The organism is Klebsiella pneumoniae subsp. pneumoniae HS11286, from assembly GCF_000240185.1.
GTDB lineage: Bacteria > Pseudomonadota > Gammaproteobacteria > Enterobacterales > Enterobacteriaceae > Klebsiella > Klebsiella pneumoniae.
Genome location: NC_016845.1, coordinates 964,475 through 983,477, shown reverse-complemented (window position 1 = coordinate 983,477; position 19,003 = coordinate 964,475). Strand labels below are relative to the sequence as shown.

Below are 19,003 nucleotides of genomic sequence, written 5' to 3'. Positions count from 1 at the left end.
ACTTAGTTGGACGCCAGGCCCAGGGCACGCTTCACCGGGCCAAAACTGCGCCGGTGATGCTCTGTTGCGCCGTGTTCCTGCAGCTTCTGCAGGTGAACAGCGGTGGGATAGCCTTTATGCTGGGCAAATCCGTAGTGGGGAAATGCGAGGTCCAGCGTGGCCATTTCGGCGTCACGAGTGACTTTTGCCAGAATAGACGCTGCGCTGATTTCTGCCACCCGGCTGTCGCCTTTCACCACCGCCTGGGAGGGCATCGGTAGCGACGGACAGCGGTTGCCATCGATCAGGACAAACTCAGGAACAATGCTCAGGCCGGCGACGGCGCGCTGCATCGCCAGCATAGTGGCATGCAGAATATTCAGCTCGTCGATTTCGTGCGGCTCGGCGCGCCCCAGGCTCCAGCACAGCGCTTTCTCTTTAATCTCATCGAACAGCGCCAGACGACGCTTCTCGCTGAGTTTTTTGGAATCATTCAGACCCACAATCGGCTTCGCCGGATCGAGGATCACCGCCGCGGTCACCACCGCGCCAACCAGGGGGCCACGCCCGACCTCATCGACGCCGGCAACCAGATGGGTATGCGGATAGACGAACTCCATCATTGTTTTGCTAACTCCAGTACGGCGTCCGCCGCCTGCTCATCGGCGTTGCAGCGGATCTGCTGATGCAGGGCGCGGAACGTCTCATGCATCTCATGGCTGGTTTTGCCATCGGCCAGCAGCGGCTGCAGAGCGGCTGCCAGCGCCTGGGGCTCGCACTCATCCTGCAGCAGCTCTTTAACCAGTTCGCGACCGGCCAGCAGGTTCGGTAACGAGACGTAGTCGGTTTTTACCAACCGCTTCGCCAGCCAGAAGGTGAACGGCTTCATCCGGTAGCCAACCACCATCGGGCATTTCGCCAGCATACACTCCAGCGCTGCCGTCCCGGAGGCCAGCAGCGCGGCGTCGCTGGCGATCATTGCATCGCGCGCCTGACCGTCCAGCATATGCACGATCATATCCGGCGCCGTCTCAGCTTTAATACGCTCAAACTGCTCCCGCCGTTTAGCATTAACCAGCGGCACCACCACCTGCAGATCGGGATAGGTGGCGCGCAGAAGCTGCGCGGTTTTCAGGAAGTCGGCGCTAAGCATTTCGACTTCCGCGCCGCGGCTGCCGGGTAGCAGAGCGAGGCAGCGCACGCTGTGCGGGATCCCTAACCGGTCGCGCGCAGCGCCTTTGTCAGGATCCAGCGGCATCGCATCCGCCATGGTATGGCCAATAAAGCGGCAGGGGACGTTAAATTTGTCATAAAACGCTTTTTCGAAAGGCAGAAAGGCCAGCACCAGATCGGTGGATCTGCCGATTTTGAAAACGCGTTTTTGTCGCCAGGCCCAGACCGACGGGCTGACGTAGTGAATGGTTTTGATGCCCTGCTTTTTCAGATTTCCTTCGAGGGTGATATTAAAGTCAGGAGCGTCGATGCCGACGAAGACATCGGGACGCAGCTCGCCGAAGCGGCGGGTCAAATCGGCGCGAATATGGAGTAAGCGACGCAGGCGACCGAGCACTTCAACAATGCCCATCACCGCCAGCTCTTCCATTTCATACCAGGCTTCGCACCCTTCCGCCTGCATTAGCGGCCCCGCCACGCCGACAAAGCGCGCATTCGGGATGCGTGCTTTAAGCGCGCGGATGAGACCAGCGCCTAGAATATCGCCGGAGGTTTCTCCGGCGACCAGGGCAATCGTCAGGGGACGCTGTTCAGCCATTAACGAATCAAGCCGCGGGTAGAACGAGCGAAGAAATCGACAAACAGCTGAACCTCAGGATGCTGAGCAGCCAGTTCGGCGATTTCCGGCTTGGCTTCTTCCAGCGTTTTGCCGCTGCGGTACAGCAGTTTATACGCGTTGCGGATCGCGGTGATTGCTTCCCGGCTGAAGCCGCGGCGTTTCAGCCCTTCGATGTTAACGCCGAACGGCGTCGCATGGTTGCCCTGGGCAATGACGAACGGCGGAACGTCCTGCGCCACGCCGGAGCAGCCGCCAACCATAACGTGTGAGCCAATGACGCAGAACTGATGCACCGCCGTCATGCCGCCGATAATGACATAATCATCCAGCGAAACATGGCCCGCGAGCGTCGCGTTATTGGCCAGAATGCAGCGATCGCCAAGCGTACAATCGTGCGCCACGTGGGCGTTGATCATCAGCAGGTTATCGTTGCCCACCTTTGTTAATCCACCGCCCTGTACTGTGCCGCGATGAATGGTGACGCTTTCGCGAATGCGGTTGCGATCGCCAATTTCCACCCGGGTCGGTTCGCCAGCATATTTCAGATCCTGGTTAACTTCGCCGATGGAAGCGAACTGATAGATCTCATTGTCACGGCCGATTTTGGTGTGGCCGTTAACGACAACGTGAGACTTCAGCACGGTGCCTTCGCCGATTTCGACGTTAGCGCCAACAATACAAAACGGACCAATGTGAACGTTAGCGCCAATCACGGCGCCCTCTTCTACAATGGCGGTAGGATGAACAAAAGCGGTTTTATCAATCACGTATCAGGCCTCCCGGCTACGCGCACACATCATCGTCGCTTCGCAAACCACTTTACCGTCAACCAGCGCAACGCCTTTGAAACGGGTCAGGCCGCGGCGGGTTTTCTCGAAAGTGACTTCCATAATCATCTGATCGCCTGGTACTACCGGGCGTTTGAAGCGTGCTTCATCGATACCCGCGAAGTAGTACAGCTCGCCTGGTTCCAGTTTTCCGACGCTTTTGAACGCCAGAATCCCGGTGGCTTGCGCCATTGCTTCCAGAATCAGGACGCCCGGCAAAATCGGCTTACCAGGGAAGTGCCCCTGGAAAAACGGCTCGTTTACAGAAACATTTTTTACTGCGCGCAGAAAACGACCTTCTTCAAAATCCAGCACGCGGTCTACCAGCAGGAACGGGTAACGGTGAGGCAGAAGTTCCAGAATCTCTTCAATGTGCAGAGTATGAGTGTCAGTAGTCAAAATACTCTTCCTGTCTAAATGTACTAAAAGGCAATAATAACACGGCCTGCGGCAATCTTTTAGCGAATGCAACAGGCCGGAAATGTCATGTGACCAAATGATGAATTAGTCTTGTTGATTAACCTTGCGCTCAATCGCTTTCAGGCGCTTGCTCATCTCGTCAATATTCATCACCAGCGCAGCGGTTTTACGCCACGCCTTGTTCGGCTGCAGCGGAATACCGGAGGAATATACGCCAGGTTCGCTGATAGGACGCATCACCATCCCCATCCCCGTGACGGTGACCTTATCGCAGATTTCCATATGGCCGTTAATCACGCTGGCGCCGCCAATCATGCAGTAGCGGCCAATTTTCAGGCTGCCCGCCATGATAACGCCGCCAGCGACCGCGGTATTGTCGCCAATCACCACGTTATGCGCAATCTGGCACTGGTTATCAATGATAACCCCGTTGCCAATCACGGTATCGTCCAGCGCACCACGGTCAATCGTGGTGCAGGCGCCAATCTCCACGCGATCGCCAATAATGACGCGACCCAACTGCGGGATCTTTACCCAGTTACCGCGATCGTTAGCGTAGCCGAAGCCATCCGCGCCAATCACCGTGCTGGACTGAATCAGGCAATTCTCGCCGATCTCAATCTCATGGTAAACGGTCACATTAGCCCACAAACGCGAGCCGGCGCCTATTTTCGTATTTTTCCCAACGAAGCAGCCTGCGCCGATAACTACGTTATCGCCCAGCACTACGCCGGATTCGATAACCGCGTTGGCGCCGATGGCAACGTTGCTACCCAGCTTCGCCGACGGATCGATGACCGCGCTCGGCGCGATATCCTGAGCCGGCTGCGGCGTGGTATCAAGAATTTGAGCCATGCGCGCGTAGGTCAGGTAGGGGTTACGCACTACCAGCGCGGCGCTATGGGCAAAAGGTAAATCATCCTGCGTCATCACAACGGCAGAAGCCTGGCAAGCGGCCAGGTGCTCACGGTACTTAGGGTTGACCATGAAAGTGATTTGGCCCGTTTTCGCGCTCTGCATGGACGCAACGCCGGTGATGACGATATCGCCATCACCGTGTAATTCTGCATCCAACTGCTGCGCGAGATCAGCCAGTCGAATTGAAGGCATTACTTATTTAACCTGTTTCAGCACATCAGCGGTGATGTCTTTTACATCGCTGCTGTTATATGCAACGGCATTCGCGTCAACCACCAGATCGATGCTCTGATCTTTCGCTACGCTCTGTACGGCAGTCTGGATACGGGTAACCAGTTTGCCACGCTCTTCGTTGGAACGACGTGCGCGATCCTGTTCAAACGCCTGCGCTTTCTGGGAGAAGGTCTGGCGCTGTGCCATCACGTCTTTTTCCAGTTTGGTACGATCGGCGCCCGGCTTCATGGACTGCAGACGCTGCATTTTGGACTGCAGGTCGCCTTCCATACGCTGCAGTTCGCTAGCGCGGCCTTTGAACTCGTTTTCCAGCGTGTTGGAAACGCCAGTTTTCTGGGCAACCTGTTGGAACAGGCTGTTCATGTTCACCAGGGCAATTTTATCTGCCGCCTGAGCGGAAGTTACCATTGCCAAACCCAGACCTGCAGCTAATAACCACTTTTTCACAATAAACTCCTTACCATCCCATGAGTACCCAGGGGTACCGTTATTTGCGTGGCGAGGCGATAAACGCGTTATCGCCTACGGTCAGCGCTATACTGCACTTGCATTCCGTTGCCGCCAACAATTACCAGGTTTTACCAATGTTAAACTGGAACTGTTCGGCTTTGTCTCCATCGTACTTTTTGAACGGTTGGGCGTAGGAGAAGACCAACGGCCCCAACGGCGACATCCACTGCACGGCAATACCCGCAGACATACGGATGTTGCTCGGATCGCTGTAATCCGGATAACCAGCGTACGCGCTCGAATCCCAGTGAGTATCCCATACGGTACCCATATCCCAGAAGACGGAAGTCCGGACCGAGTTCGCATATTTGTCACTAATAAACGGCGTCGGGGTAATCAGCTCAAGGCTGGCCACCGCCATCGCGTTACCGCCAACCGCATCATCGGATTTACACGGTGCGGATTCGGTGCTCTTACAGTCATTGGTATAACCGCTATCGCCATCATGACGGCTGCTCGACGGGAAGTACACCGCCTTCGGACCAATGGTGTTCGACTGGAAGCCACGCACGGTGCTGGAACCACCGGCATAGAAGTTCTCATAGAACGGCATCTCTTTGCCGCCGATACCATCGCCATAACCAAAGCGCGTACGACCCAGTACTACCCACTGATGATCGTTGTCGATCGGCACGTAGGTCGCGGTATCCAGCGTCGCTTTGTAGTACTCGTTGTCTGAGCCCGGAATGGTCACCTTACCGTTCAGGTTGACGCGCGAACCTTCCGTTGGGAAGAAGCCGCGGTCAAGCTTGTTATAGGTCCAACCGTAGTTGAAGGTGAAGTCATTCGCACTGAACGAGTTCCGGTCGTTGGTGTTGTCCGGATACTGGCCCATCGAGTTAAGGTAACGCCACATTGCCACCTGCGGCTGCATATTGGACAGGGAGTTATGCACATAACCGACGCCGGCGCGCAGCGTGTTGTATTCATTGACCGGGAAGCCCAGCGTAATGTCTGTACCATAGCTTTTGTTGGTATAGTCAGACAGATCCGCATCGTTTGCATCAAAGTCATTATAGAAGACACGACCGCCGAGGCTTACACCGTCTACGGTGAAGTACGGGTTGGTCACCGACAGCTCGGTATAGGTCTGGTAGTCGTTTTTGGTACCGTTGATCCCGACAGCATAGCCAGTACCTAACCAGTTATCCTGCTGAACGCCCGCCTGGAAGCTGACGCCGCTCTCGGTGCCGTAGCCGATACCGAAGTTGAAGCTACCGGTGTTACGCTCTTTCACCTTGTAGACAACGTCGACCTGGTCCGGGTTGCCCGGCACGCGCTGGGTATCAGTATCCACCGTTTCAAAGAAACCTAAACGATTGAGACGGTCTTTACCCTGATCGACGAGGTCGCTGCCCAGCCATGCGCCTTCCATCTGGCGCATTTCGCGGCGCAGTACGGCATCTTTAGAGGTGTCGTTGCCTTCGAAGCGAATTTTACGCACGTAATAACGGTTGCCTGCGTCGACGTTAACGTGCAGCTTAACGGTTTTATCGCTGTCGTTGATCTCCGGCTGCGACTGCACGCGCGGATAGGCGTAACCATAACGACCCAACAGTTTCTTGATGTCGTTTTCCATCCTGGTCACTTTCGCGCCGTTGTACAGTTCGCCTGGCTCAACTTTAGTCAGCGCTTCGATTTCCGCGGAATGGCCAGCGAGGTTGCCCGTCACCTGCACTCCGGAAAACTTGTACTGATCGCCTTCGGTGATGTTGACGGTGATGTAGATCCCTTTCTTATCCGGCGTCAGGCTGACCTGGGTAGAATCGATGTTGAAACGGGCATAGCCGCGATCCAGGTAGTAGCTGCGCAGGGTTTCAAGGTCGCCCGCTAGCTTCTGCTTCTGGTATTTACGGTCGCCGACCACGTTCCACCACGGCACCTCATCGCGCAGCTGGAAGTGGGAGATCAGCTCATCGGTCGAAAACGCATGGTTGCCGACGATGTTGATCTGTTGAATTTTTGCGGAGACGCCTTCCTGGAAGACCAGCTTCAAATCGACACGGTTACGCGGCAGCGGCGTAACGACTGCTTTGACGCTGGCGCTGTATTTACCGACGCTGTAGTAGAAGTCTTCAAGACCCTTCTCGATATCCGCGATGGTCGTGCGGTCAAGCGACTCGCCCACCCGAACGCCTGAGGCCTCAAGGTTCTGCTTCAGCATGTCATCTTTCACCGACTTGTTGCCGGAGAAGGTGATGCTGGCGATCGTCGGACGCTCTTTCACCTGCACCAGCAGGGTATCACCATCGCGCAGGACGCGGACGTCCTCGAAGTTGCCAGTGGCAAACAGCGCGCGAATAGTGTTACTGATATCATCGTCGGTCACCGTATCGCCAGGACGCACTGGCATACTGAGGAGGGCCGCACCAACAGCGACACGCTGCAAGCCTTCGAAATGAATGTCCTTCACCACGAACCCTTCAGCACCGTATACAGTCGCGCTGCTAAACAGCAGCGACGCTATGAGCAACTTTTTCATCGCCATCGTTATTATGCGTTCTTCCTAACAAACTCTCTTATAACCGAGAGAAATCATTGAAAAGTGCAAGCCCCATTAACAGCACCAGCAGTATTGAGCCAATGCGATAACTAAAGTCTTGAACTCGCTCGGATACCGGCCCGCCCTTCAGCTTTTCAATCGCTAAAAACAGCAGATGTCCCCCATCCAGTACGGGTAGAGGGAACAGGTTGATGATTCCGAGGTTCACGCTAATCAGCGCCAGGAACATCAGATAATAAATCAACCCAAACTCCGCTGACATTCCAGCCCCCTGAGCGATAGAGATCGGCCCACTGAGGTTGTTCAGTTTGACATCACCGGTTATCAATTTACCCAGCATCCTGACCGTCAGCGACATCAGCTGCCAGGTTTTATCCGTGGCTTCAGCGATGGCGGCAAACGGTCCGTACTGACGTACTGTCTTGTATTCTTCAGGCAGCGGGATGACCTTTGGCACCACCCCTGCGAACCCTTCCGCCTTACCTTTCACCGTTTTCGCATCCGGCGTCAGGGTTAACGGCAGCACACTCCCCTGCCGTTCAATCTCCAGCGCCAGCGCTTTGCCCGGATTATCGCGCACCAGATTAACAAACGTCATCCACTGCGTTAACGGTTGACCATCGACTTTAACGATCCGGTCGCCCGCTTGCAAACCCGCTTTCTGGGCTGCCGATCCCGCCTGAACCTCAGCCAGCACCGTATCAATCTGCGCGCTGCGCGGCTGGATCCCCAGCGAGGTCACGGGATCTTGCTTGTCTGGCTCAAACGACCAGTGCCGCAGATCGACGATTTTATCCTGGCGCTGATTGGTCCCGAAAGGGGCGACGGTAACTATTGTTTGCGGGTTGCCGATTTTGGCCACCAGCTGCAGACGCACCGCATCCCAATCAGGCGTTTCGATACCATCTATCGCTTTAAGTTCCGTTCCTTTTGCAATTTGTGCTTGCGCGGCAACCGAATTGGGCGTTATTTCACCCACCACCGGCCGCACGCCGGGAACGCCGATGATAAAGACCAGCCAGTAAGCAAAGATAGCGAAAATGAAGTTAGCGATGGGGCCGGCGGCAATCACCGCCGCACGCTGACCGACGGTTTTGTTGTTGAAGGCATAGTGACGCATCTCCGGCGCCACCGCTTCAACACGCTCATCCAGCATCTTGACGTAGCCGCCCAGTGGGATCAGGGCGATGACGAACTCTGTGCCCTGCTTATCCATCCGCCGCCACAGCGCTTTGCCGAAGCCGATAGAAAAACGCTCAACCCGGATACCGCAGCGGCGCGCCACCCAAAAATGGCCAAACTCATGCACCGTAATCAGTACGCCAAGCGCAATGATAAAAGCCGCCAGATTCCAGAGCACGCTCAGCATATAACCTTCCGTCAAATCGTCCTGAAGACCAACAGTAGCAGACAGGCGAAGACCGGTACCGCCGCCGTCAGGCTGTCGATACGATCGAGAATACCACCATGTCCGGGAATCAAGTGCCCGCTATCCTTAATGCCGGCCTCGCGCTTAAACATACTTTCCGTCAGGTCGCCCAGCACCGAAGCCAGGGCCGCCACCACCGAACAGACCAGCAGCACCGTCGGCGTGACGTCAAGATGGGCCCACACGCCGTAGGCCCAGGAAATCACTGCCGCGGTCAGCAAACCGCCAAAAAAGCCCTGCCAGGTTTTACCCGGTGAGACCTTCGGCGCCAGCTTGTGCTTGCCAAACATTTTACCAAACATATAGGCGCCAGAGTCCGCGCCCCACACCAGGATCATGACGTACAGCAGCCACAGCGCGCCGCTATAGTGGTTATCGGCATAGTGCCAGGCGCGCAGCGCCAGCATGCCCCAGAAAAACGGGACGATGGTCAGAATGCCGAAGATGAGGCGCAGCACCTTAGAGTGGCGCCAGAATGCCGCCGACGCCGGGTATGAGAGCACCAGCAGTAACGCGACGATCCACCAGGCAAAAGAGGCCCATAGCGACCCTTCAACCATCGGTTGATGAACGTCATAGTGGTATTCAGGCAGCAGAAAAAGCATCGCCGCCAGCAGAAGGCCGCACAGCACCGCCAGCCAAACCCGCTGCGACGTCGAGGTAAAACCGCTCAGTTGTCCCCACTCCCAGGCGGCGAGCATACAGACCACCAGGGTGACGATAGCAAAGCCCATCGGCGGCAATAAAAACAATGCCGCAATGACGATGGGGATTAAGACGAAAGCAGATATCAGGCGATACTTCAGCAAAAGTGACCCCCATCAGGCATGACTGCCACCCGGCTCAGTGCCGCCGAAACGACGCTCTCGATTAACAAAGGCATGGAGTGCACCTTCAAAGTCCTGTTCAGCAAAATCGGGCCAAAGAACATCCGTAAAGTAAAGTTCGGCATAGGCAATTTGCCAAATCAGAAAGTTACTTATTCGGTGCTCTCCCCCGGTCCTAATAACTAAATCAACGGGAGCCAGTTCATGCATGCAGACCTGCTGACTCAGCATGTCTTCCGTGATCTGCTCAGGCAGCAGCGTCCCGTCCTGTACCTGTTTCGCCAGCAAACGAACGCCCTGGGTAATATCCCAGCGACCGCCGTAATTGGCTGCAATATTCAGCGTTAAGCCGGTATTGTTTGCGGTTAGCGCTTCCGCTTTGCGGATCCGCTCCTGCAGGCGCGCATTGAAGCGCGTGGTGTCGCCAATAATCCGCAGACGCACATTGTGTCGGTGCAGGCTTTTGACTTCGCTATCCAGCGCCCAGACGAACAGTTCCATCAGCGCACTGACTTCCTGAGCCGGACGGTTCCAGTTTTCGCTGCTGAACGCGTATAACGTTAACGCCTCAATCCCATTATTCGCCGCGAAGGAGACCGCGCGACGCACGGATTTCGCACCGGCCTTATGCCCGAAAGCGCGAATTTTACCTTGCCGTTTCGCCCAACGGCCGTTGCCATCCATAATAATGGCGACATGACGGCAGCCATGGGTGGGCGATATTTCGCTGACAGTTTGATTAGCAGACAACATCACGCGTTTTAAGTCCATAATAAGGATTAACTAGCCACCAAACAGAGGCCACCGGGCCGCGCTGGATACGCATTTTTATCCGGTGCCGGGGCTGCAGCCAATCGCAGAGAACAACCAAAAGCTTTACGCAAAAAAGCCGTGTTTTGTCACGGCCACCGTAATCTTTAACAACAAAATGCAACGATCGGGTGGCGCAGACTATATCACCGAAGCCTTGCGCCCACAAATATCACCGCGTTACGCCTGCGCAACCAACCGCTGCAGCTGCTGGTGAGCGATTGCGCGCGCCTCGGCGTCGATAACCAGAACATCATCAATGCTTTGCGGCTCCTGCAGGTCCATCTTATCCAGCACCGCCAGGTTAACCGCCGCAATATCGGTAAAGCGGATATCGCCATGCAGAAACGCGGCAACCGACTCTTCATTAGCCGCATTCAGCGTCGTGGTCGCGGCCTGGCCGACGTCAAACGCGTCCATCGCCAGCTTCAGGCACGGATATCGCGTATAGTCCGGCGCGGAGAAGCTCAGATTGCTCAACTGACAGAAGTCCAGCGGTTTAACGCCGGAATTCAGTCGCTGCGGCCAGCCCATGGTATGGGCGATCGGCGTGCGCATATCCGGCTCCCCAAGCTGGGCCAGCACGCTGCCATCCTGATAGCGAACCATCGAGTGGATCACCGACTGCGGATGGATCAGCACTTCCATCTGCTGGGCCGAGGCGTTAAACAGCCAGCGCGCTTCAATATATTCCAGGCCTTTGTTCATCATCGTGGCCGAATCGACGGAGATCTTGCGCCCCATCGACCAGTTGGGATGACGGCAGGCCTGATCCGGGGTCATCGCCGCCAGTTCAGCCACGGCCGTCTCGCGGAAAGGCCCACCGGAGCCGGTCAGCAGGATTGACGAGACGCCATTCCGGGCAAGATCAGCGTATCCCAGATGCTGCTGAATTGTCTCCGGCATACTCTGAAAAATAGCGTTATGCTCGCTATCGACCGGTAGCAATCGCGCCCCCGACTGTTGCACCGCCTCCATGAATAAGCGACCGCAGGTCACCAGCGATTCTTTATTCGCTAACAATACCGTTTTCCCGGCGCGGATCGCCGCCAGCGTCGGCACCAGTCCCGCCGCGCCGACGATTGCCGCCATGACCTGATCGACCTCATCCAGCGCCGCGACCTCTGCCGCCGCCTGCTGGCCGCTCAGCACCTCGGTGCGACTGCCATGCTCATGCAGACGGGTGCGCAACCGCTCAGCGCTTTGCGCATCGTCCATCACCGCGTAACGGGGGGTAAATTCCAGGCATTGTTCAACCATACGGTCAACGTTTTTCCCCGCGACCAGCGCGGCGACGGAAAAGCGACCAGGGTTATGGCGCACCACGTCCAGCGTGCTACAGCCAATGGAGCCGGTCGAACCGAGAACGGTTAATTGCTTCATGAGACGTCCAGAAGAGTGGAAACAGAATAAAAAGCAAAACGCCGCCAGCAAGCCCCTACGCAGCAACTATCGGGGATGAGACGGCGGCATTAGGCCTTCAACTAAGCGCTAAAGGCTACAAGGCCAGCGGTTGCAACGCAATCCCGAGAATTGAGCGTACAGTCTTCTGTACGGCGTTTCAGATTTTACTCAGGCCAGAGCCTGTCTGGCCCGAGTAAGGGCAGAGCATTAGAACTGCATCAGTTCCGCTTCTTTGTCTGCCAGCGCCGCGTCAACTTTTTTGATGGCGGCGTCAGTCATTTTCTGCACGTCGTCCTGAGAACGGCGATCGTCATCTTCGCTGATCTCTTTTTCTTTCAGCAGCGCTTTGACTTTATCGTTGGCGTCACGGCGAACGTTACGCACGGCAACGCGCGCCTGCTCGGCTTCACCACGCACGATCTTGGTCAGATCTTTACGACGCTCTTCGGTCAGCGGCGGCAGCGGAACACGAATATCGCTGCCGGCAGAGCTTGGGTTCAGACCGAGGTCTGACGCCATGATCGCTTTTTCAACGGCCGCGGACATAGAACGGTCAAAGACGTTGATTTTCAGGGTACGGGAGTCTTCGACGGTGACGCTGGCCAGCTGGCGCAGCGGGGTCGGAGTACCGTAGTATTCAACAACAATCCCGTCCAGCAGGCTCGGAGAAGCACGACCCGTGCGAATTTTGCTGATTTGGTTTTTGAATGCTTCGACGCATTTTTCCATGCGGATTTCAGCATCTTTTCTGATATCGCTAATCACGTTACGAATCCTTGAAAGCTTGTCTCAGTCAGACCAGACGGGGCACCCGTCGGAAAATGAGCTAAGTATAGTCAGATTTAATGAAAATCACCGGGCAATATCCCCGCGAAAGTAAAGCGGAATATTACCCGGATTTGGCGCTGACGGGAATTATTCCGTGATCAATGTGCCTTCTTTTTCGCCCATCACCACGCGACGCAGGGCGCCAGGTTTGTTCATGTTAAAGACGCGAATCGGTAATTTATGGTCACGCGCCAGGGTGAAGGCCGCCAGATCCATGACTTTCAGCTCTTTTTCCAGAACTTCGCTGTAGGTCAGCTGATCGTACATGGTGGCAGAAGGATCTTTTGCCGGGTCAGCGGTGAATACGCCGTCAACCTTGGTGGCTTTCAGCACCACATCGGCTTCAATTTCGATACCGCGCAGGCAGGCTGCGGAATCGGTGGTAAAGAACGGGTTGCCGGTACCAGCGGAGAGGATCACTACGCGGTTGTTGCGCAGCAGGCTGATCGCCTCTGCCCAGCTGTAGTTGTCGCATACGCCGTTCAGCGGAATGGCGGACATCAGACGAGCGTTCACATAGGCGCGGTGGAGCGCATCACGCATTGCGAGGCCGTTCATGACCGTTGCCAGCATGCCCATGTGGTCGCCCACAACGCGGTTCATACCCGCTTTCGCCAGACCAGCACCACGGAACAGGTTACCGCCACCAATTACTACGCCAACCTGAATACCCAGCTCAACCAGCTCTTTGATCTCCTGAGCCATGCGGTCAAGTATGCTTGCATCAATACCGAAGCCTTCTGAGCCCTGCAGCGCTTCGCCACTTAATTTCAGCAGAATACGTTTGTAGACGGGTTTTGCATTGGTAGCCATGTTTCTTTCCTGAGACTGTCAACGAATGAGATGTGATAATTCCGGCGACATTGTATGTCGCATTTCAGCGCGGCCACTATAAGCAGTTGGCTGAATTTACAAAATGGGCGCAAAAAGAAGCCGCCCTCAGGCGGCTCCTTTTTTTAAAAATTAAGACTGCTTGGACATCGCAGCAACTTCTGCTGCAAAGTCAGTCTCAACTTTCTCAATGCCTTCGCCCACTTCAAAGCGGATGAAGCCAGTCACGTCAGCGTTGTGCTCTTTCAGCAGCTGGCCAACAGATTTGCTCGGCTCCATAACGAAAGGCTGACCAGTCAGAGAAACTTCGCCGGTGAATTTCTTCATGCGGCCTTCAACCATTTTCTCTGCGATTTCTTTCGGCTTACCGGACTGCATCGCGATGTCCAGCTGAACCTGGTACTCTTTCTCTACCACTTCAGCAGACACGTCTTCCGGCTTAACGAATTCCGGCTTGCTTGCAGCAACGTGCATTGCCAGCTGCTTAACCAGCTCTTCGTCAGCGCCTTTAGCGGCAACCAGAACGCCGATACGCGCACCGTGCTGGTAGCTGCCCAGAACGTCGCCTTCCAGAACAGCGATACGACGGATGTTGATGTTCTCGCCGATTTTAGCAACCAGCGCAACACGTTCTTCTTCGAACTGCGCTTTCAGAACTTCAACGTCGGAGATTTTACCTGCAACAGCGGCGTCCAGTACTTTGTCGGCAAATGCCTGGAAACCACCATCTTTAGCAACGAAGTCAGTCTGGCAGTTAACTTCCAGAATGTAACCGTAGTTGCCTTCGATTTTGGTTTTGATCACGCCGTCAGCAGCCACGTTGCCTGCTTTCTTCGCCGCTTTGATCGCGCCGGATTTACGCATGTTTTCGATTGCCAGCTCGATGTCGCCATTCGCTTCAGTCAGCGCTTTTTTGCAATCCATCATGCCTGCGCCAGTACGTTCGCGCAGCTCTTTTACCAGGGAAGCGGTAATTTCAGCCATTCTAAAATCCTCGGGAGATGTGGATACTGCCCGGCCAACGGCCAAACAGCGTAAATTGAAAAAAGGGGCCGATAATGGGCCCCTATTCATACACGGTACTAATAAGGGCTTAAACCTTATTATTCAGCTTCTACGAAGCTTTCTTCCGCCTGAGAAGCCAGGTCCTGAGAGCGACCTTCACGAACGGTAGCAGCAACAGCGCCCAGGTACAGGCTTACTGCGCGGATTGCATCGTCGTTACCCGGGATAACGAAGTCTACGCCGTCCGGATCAGAGTTGGTATCAACGATAGCAAATACCGGGATGCCCAGGTTGTTTGCTTCTTTGATAGCGATGTGCTCGTGGTCAGCGTCGATAACGAACAGTGCGTCCGGCAGGCCGCCCATATCTTTGATACCGCCCAGGCTGTTTTCCAGCTTGTCCAGCTCACGAGTGCGCATCAGCGCTTCTTTCTTGGTCAGCTTGTCGAAAGTACCGTCCTGGGACTGAGTTTCCAGGTCTTTCAGACGTTTGATGGACTGACGAACGGTTTTCCAGTTAGTCAGCATACCGCCCAGCCAGCGATGGTTCACGAAGAACTGATCGCAGCTCAGAGCAGCGTCTTTTACCGCTTCGCTTGCAGCGCGCTTAGTACCAACGAAAAGGATTTTACCTTTACGAGCAGCGATCTTATTCAGTTCAGCCAGAGCTTCGTTGAACATCGGTACGGTTTTCTCAAGGTTGATGATGTGAACTTTGTTACGCGCGCCGAAGATGAAAGGCTTCATTTTCGGGTTCCAGTAACGGGTCTGGTGACCGAAGTGAACACCAGCCTTGAGCATGTCGCGCATGGAAACAGTTGCCATGTTTAAAACCTCTATAGATTAAATTGGGGTTATGCCTCCACGTATCCCATATTACCGACCCCGAAGGGCACCCCGGAATATGTGCCGATACGTGTGTGTTATTACACAAAGTGAGCTATGTCGCTTACGTCCATCCTTGTGTATCTGAGATGGAACGGAAGTCCGGCGCGCTTTATACCACAAAATCCATCCAGACACCAACTCTTGTTGACGTCGCGTGCTGTTAATGATTCTCAGTTTGGCACCAGCCTGCCCGGACTGTTACCATTGACAGGACTTACTCTATTATTGTCGAAAATATCGACACTGCTGGACATACTCCATGGCTATCTCTATTAAGACATCTGAAGACATCGAAAAAATGCGCGTTGCCGGCCGTCTGGCCGCCGAAGTGCTGGAAATGATCGAACCCTACGTCAAACCGGGCGTCAGCACCGGCGAACTGGACCGCATCTGTAACGACTATATCGTTAACGAGCAGAAGGCCATTTCCGCCTGCCTCGGCTATCACGGCTATCCGAAATCCGTCTGCATTTCGGTCAATGAAGTGGTCTGTCACGGTATCCCTGATGACGGCAAGCTGCTGAAAGATGGCGATATCGTGAATATCGACGTGACCGTCATTAAAGATGATTTCCATGGCGATACCTCCAAAATGTTTATCGTCGGCAAACCGACGATTCTCGGCGAGCGCCTGTGCCGCATCACTCAGGAAAGCCTGTACCTGGCGCTGAGAATGGTGAAGCCAGGCATCAACCTGCGCACCATCGGCGCGGCGATCCAGAAATTTGTGGAAGCCGAAGGTTTCTCAGTGGTTCGCGAGTACTGTGGCCACGGCATCGGCCGCGGCTTCCATGAAGAGCCTCAGGTACTGCACTACGATTCGCCGGAGACCAACGTCGTACTCAAACCAGGCATGACCTTCACCATCGAGCCGATGGTCAACGCCGGTAAAAAAGAGATCCGCAGCATGAAAGACGGCTGGACGGTGAAAACCAAAGACCGGAGCTTGTCTGCGCAGTACGAGCATACTATTGTGGTGACAGACAACGGCTGCGAAATTCTGACGCTACGCAAGGATGACACCATCCCGGCGATAATCTCGCACGATGAATGATGAAAAGCCGGCGCCCGCCGGCTTTTTTATTAGATAGTTTTTTCTTATGGTGACGCGATGAGCAACTCATTACCTGACACAGCCTCCCCTCTCCTGCCCGTCCCGCCGGAACACCCGGTGAGTTGGCCCCAGGGCGATCTGAACTGTGCCGCAATCAAGGCGCACATCGATACCTTCCAGCACTGGCTGGGCGAGGCGTTTGACTCCGGCATCGTCGCGGAGCAGCTCATCGCGGCGCGCACCGAATTTATCGACCAGTTGCTGCAGCGATTATGGATCGCCTGCGGTTTTGAATCCGTCAGCGACCTGGCGCTGGTCGCCGTCGGCGGCTATGGCCGTGGCGAACTGCACCCGCTCTCAGACGTCGATCTGCTGATCCTCAGTCGTAAAAAACTGCCGGACGACCAGGCGCAAAAAGTCGGCGAACTGCTCACCCTGCTGTGGGACGTCAAGCTGGAGGTGGGCCACAGCGTACGCACCCTCGAAGAGTGCCTGCTGGAAGGTCTCTCGGATCTGACCGTTGCCACCAACTTAATCGAATCGCGCCTGCTGATCGGCGACGTCGCGCTGTTCCTTGAACTGCAAAAACATATTTTTAGCGACGGCTTCTGGCCATCGGAAAAGTTCTTCGCCGCCAAGGTCGAAGAGCAGAACGTCCGTCATCAGCGCTATCATGGCACCAGCTATAACCTCGAGCCGGACGTGAAAAGCAGCCCCGGCGGCTTGCGCGATATCCATACGCTACAGTGGGTGGCTCGCCGCCATTTCGGCGCCACCTCAATGGATGAGATGGTCGGCTTCGGCTTTCTGACCGAAGCCGAGCGCAATGAACTCAATGAGTGTCTGCATCAGCTGTGGCGCATCCGTTTCGCGCTGCATCTCGAACTCACGCGCTATGACAACCGTCTGCTTTTCGACCGCCAGCTCAGCGTGGCCCGCCGGCTAGGCTATGAAGGCGACGGCAACCAGCCGATTGAGCATATGATGAAGGACTTCTTCCGCGTTACCCGCCGGGTGAGCGAGCTGAATCAGATGCTGCTTCAGCTGTTTGAGGAGGCTATCCTCGCCCTGACCGAGGATGAAAAACCACGCCCGATCGATGATGATTTCCAGCTGCGCGGCACCCTTATCGATCTGCGTGACGACACGCTGTTTATTCGCGAACCGCAGGCCATTCTGCGCATGTTTTATATCATGGTGCGCAACAGCACCATCACCGGCATCTACTCAACGACGTTGCGCCATCTGCGCCACGCCCGCCGTCATCTCACCCAGCCGCTGTGCTATATCCCGGAGGCGCGCACGCTCTTTCTTAGTATGCTGCGCCATCAGGGAGCGGTAAGTCGCGGGCTGCTGCCGATGCATCGCCACAGCGTACTGTGGGCCTATATGCCGCAGTGGTCGCATATCGTCGGCCAGATGCAGTTCGACCTGTTTCACGCCTACACCGTCGATGAACACACCGTCCGGGTGATGCTCAAGCTGGAAAGCTTTGCCAAAGAAGAAACCCGCAGCCGCCACCCGCTGTGCGTGGAGCTGTGGCCGCGCTTAACGCACCCGGAGCTGATCTTAATTGCCGCCCTGTTCCACGACATCGCCAAAGGGCGCGGCGGCGACCACTCGATCCTCGGCGCGCAGGATGTGCTGAAGTTTGCCGAGCTGCACGGGCTGAACTCGCGCGAAACGCAGCTGGTCGCCTGGCTGGTGCGTCACCACCTGCTGATGTCGGTCACCGCCCAGCGGCGCGATATTCAGGATCCGGAGGTGATTAAGCAGTTCGCCGAGGAGGTGCAAACGGAAAATCGTCTGCGCTATCTGGTGTGTCTGACCGTCGCCGATATCTGCGCCACCAACGAAACCTTGTGGAACAGCTGGAAGCAGAGCCTGCTGCGTGAACTCTATTTCGCCACCGAGAAGCAGCTGCGTCGCGGCATGCAAAGCACCCCGGACATGCGCGAACGAGTGCGTCACCATCAGCTGCAGGCGCTGGCCCTGCTGCGGATGGACAATATTAATGAAGAGGCGCTGCATCAGATCTGGAACCGCTGCCGCGCCAACTATTTCGTGCGACATACGCCGACGCAGCTCGCCTGGCACGCCCGCAACCTGCTGCGCCACGATCTGAATAAACCGATGATCCTGCTGAGCTCGCAGGCCACCCGCGGCGGTACGGAGATTTTTATCTGGAGCCCGGATCGCCCTTACCTGTTCGCCGCGGTGTGTGGCGAACTTGACCGTCGCAACCTCAGCGTCCACGACGCGCAGATCTTCACCACCCGCGACGGTATGGCGATGGATACCTTTATCGTCCTTGAGCCCGACGGCAGCCCCCTTTCCGCCGACCGCCACGAGGCGATCCGCCAGGGGCTGGAGCAGACCATCACTCAGCGCAGCTGGCAGCCTCCGGCCCCGCGTCGTCAGGCGGCAAAGCTACGCCATTTTTCCGTGGACACCGAGGTGAATTTCCTGCCGACCCATACCGACCGAAAATCGTTTCTGGAGCTGATAGCGCTCGACCAGCCCGGGCTGCTCGCCCGCGTTGGGCAGGTGTTCGCCGACCTCGGGATATCGCTTCACGGGGCGCGAATTACGACAATTGGTGAGCGAGTAGAAGATTTATTTATAATCGCCACCGCCGACCGGCGTGCCCTTAATAATGAGCTGCAACAAGAAGTGCAACAACGGTTGACAGCGGCCCTCAATCCAAACGATAAAGGGTGACGTATTTTTTTTAGTGAATGGAAA

At 55.8% G+C, this 19,003-nt stretch carries 17 protein-coding genes; 2 read left to right on the top strand and 15 right to left on the bottom strand.

What is annotated here, in order from left to right:
• Positions 1–2: 2 nt before the first annotated feature.
• The 15 genes from KPHS_09300 to KPHS_09160 all read right to left on the bottom strand — a co-directional run bounded on the left by KPHS_09300 (position 3) and on the right by KPHS_09160 (position 15,126).
• Complete coding sequence (locus KPHS_09300; protein YP_005225230.1) at positions 3–602, bottom strand: ribonuclease HII; 600 nt, start codon at positions 600–602, stop codon at positions 3–5.
• The gene (locus tag KPHS_09290; protein ID YP_005225229.1) at positions 599–1,750 is read right to left on the bottom strand and encodes a lipid-A-disaccharide synthase; all 1,152 of its coding nucleotides are present in this window, start codon (positions 1,748–1,750) and stop codon (positions 599–601) included. Before KPHS_09290 ends, KPHS_09300 begins: the two co-directional genes overlap by 4 nt.
• On the bottom strand, positions 1,750–2,538 hold the full coding sequence (locus KPHS_09280) for a UDP-N-acetylglucosamine acyltransferase (RefSeq protein YP_005225228.1): 789 nt from the start codon (positions 2,536–2,538) through the stop codon (positions 1,750–1,752). The genes KPHS_09290 and KPHS_09280 overlap by 1 nt, the downstream gene beginning before the upstream one ends.
• 3 nt (positions 2,539–2,541) lie before the next feature.
• Positions 2,542–2,997, bottom strand: a complete 456-nt coding sequence (locus tag KPHS_09270) for a (3R)-hydroxymyristoyl-ACP dehydratase (RefSeq protein ID YP_005225227.1) — start codon at positions 2,995–2,997, stop codon at positions 2,542–2,544.
• Positions 2,998–3,102: 105 nt separating this feature from the next.
• Entirely contained in the window at positions 3,103–4,128 is a 1,026-nt protein-coding gene (locus tag KPHS_09260) for a UDP-3-O-[3-hydroxymyristoyl] glucosamine N-acyltransferase (RefSeq protein ID YP_005225226.1), read from the bottom strand.
• Positions 4,129–4,131: 3 nt separating this feature from the next.
• Entirely contained in the window at positions 4,132–4,617 is a 486-nt protein-coding gene (locus tag KPHS_09250; RefSeq protein ID YP_005225225.1) for a chaperone protein Skp, read from the bottom strand.
• A gap of 121 nt (positions 4,618–4,738) precedes the next feature.
• Positions 4,739–7,168 carry an outer membrane protein assembly complex, YaeT protein gene (locus KPHS_09240; RefSeq protein ID YP_005225224.1) on the bottom strand — a complete coding sequence of 810 codons (2,430 nt, stop codon included), beginning with the start codon at positions 7,166–7,168 and terminating at the stop codon, positions 4,739–4,741.
• Positions 7,169–7,199: 31 nt separating this feature from the next.
• Complete coding sequence (locus tag KPHS_09230) at positions 7,200–8,552, bottom strand: zinc metallopeptidase (protein YP_005225223.1); 1,353 nt, start codon at positions 8,550–8,552, stop codon at positions 7,200–7,202.
• A gap of 11 nt (positions 8,553–8,563) precedes the next feature.
• The gene (locus tag KPHS_09220) at positions 8,564–9,421 is read right to left on the bottom strand and encodes a CDP-diglyceride synthase (protein YP_005225222.1); all 858 of its coding nucleotides are present in this window, start codon (positions 9,419–9,421) and stop codon (positions 8,564–8,566) included.
• Between the two features lie 12 nt (positions 9,422–9,433).
• Complete coding sequence (locus KPHS_09210; RefSeq protein ID YP_005225221.1) at positions 9,434–10,210, bottom strand: undecaprenyl pyrophosphate synthase; 777 nt, start codon at positions 10,208–10,210, stop codon at positions 9,434–9,436.
• Positions 10,211–10,429: 219 nt separating this feature from the next.
• A complete protein-coding gene (locus KPHS_09200; RefSeq protein ID YP_005225220.1) occupies positions 10,430–11,632 on the bottom strand; it encodes a 1-deoxy-D-xylulose 5-phosphate reductoisomerase in 1,203 nt (400 codons plus the stop codon).
• Positions 11,633–11,860: 228 nt separating this feature from the next.
• Positions 11,861–12,418 carry a ribosome recycling factor gene (locus KPHS_09190; protein YP_005225219.1) on the bottom strand — a complete coding sequence of 186 codons (558 nt, stop codon included), beginning with the start codon at positions 12,416–12,418 and terminating at the stop codon, positions 11,861–11,863.
• Between the two features lie 150 nt (positions 12,419–12,568).
• A complete protein-coding gene (locus tag KPHS_09180) occupies positions 12,569–13,294 on the bottom strand; it encodes a uridylate kinase (RefSeq protein ID YP_005225218.1) in 726 nt (241 codons plus the stop codon).
• A gap of 150 nt (positions 13,295–13,444) precedes the next feature.
• Positions 13,445–14,296 carry an elongation factor Ts gene (locus tag KPHS_09170; RefSeq protein ID YP_005225217.1) on the bottom strand — a complete coding sequence of 284 codons (852 nt, stop codon included), beginning with the start codon at positions 14,294–14,296 and terminating at the stop codon, positions 13,445–13,447.
• A gap of 119 nt (positions 14,297–14,415) precedes the next feature.
• Positions 14,416–15,126: a 30S ribosomal protein S2 gene (locus tag KPHS_09160; protein ID YP_005225216.1), complete on the bottom strand. Its 711-nt coding sequence runs from the start codon at positions 15,124–15,126 to the stop codon at positions 14,416–14,418.
• A gap of 337 nt (positions 15,127–15,463) precedes the next feature.
• On the opposite strand from KPHS_09160, the gene KPHS_09150 reads away from it, so the two are divergent.
• Entirely contained in the window at positions 15,464–16,258 is a 795-nt protein-coding gene (locus tag KPHS_09150) for a methionine aminopeptidase (protein ID YP_005225215.1), read from the top strand.
• Positions 16,259–16,375: 117 nt separating this feature from the next.
• Complete coding sequence (locus KPHS_09140; protein YP_005225214.1) at positions 16,376–18,979, top strand: PII uridylyl-transferase; 2,604 nt, start codon at positions 16,376–16,378, stop codon at positions 18,977–18,979.
• Positions 18,980–19,003 lie beyond the last annotated feature (24 nt).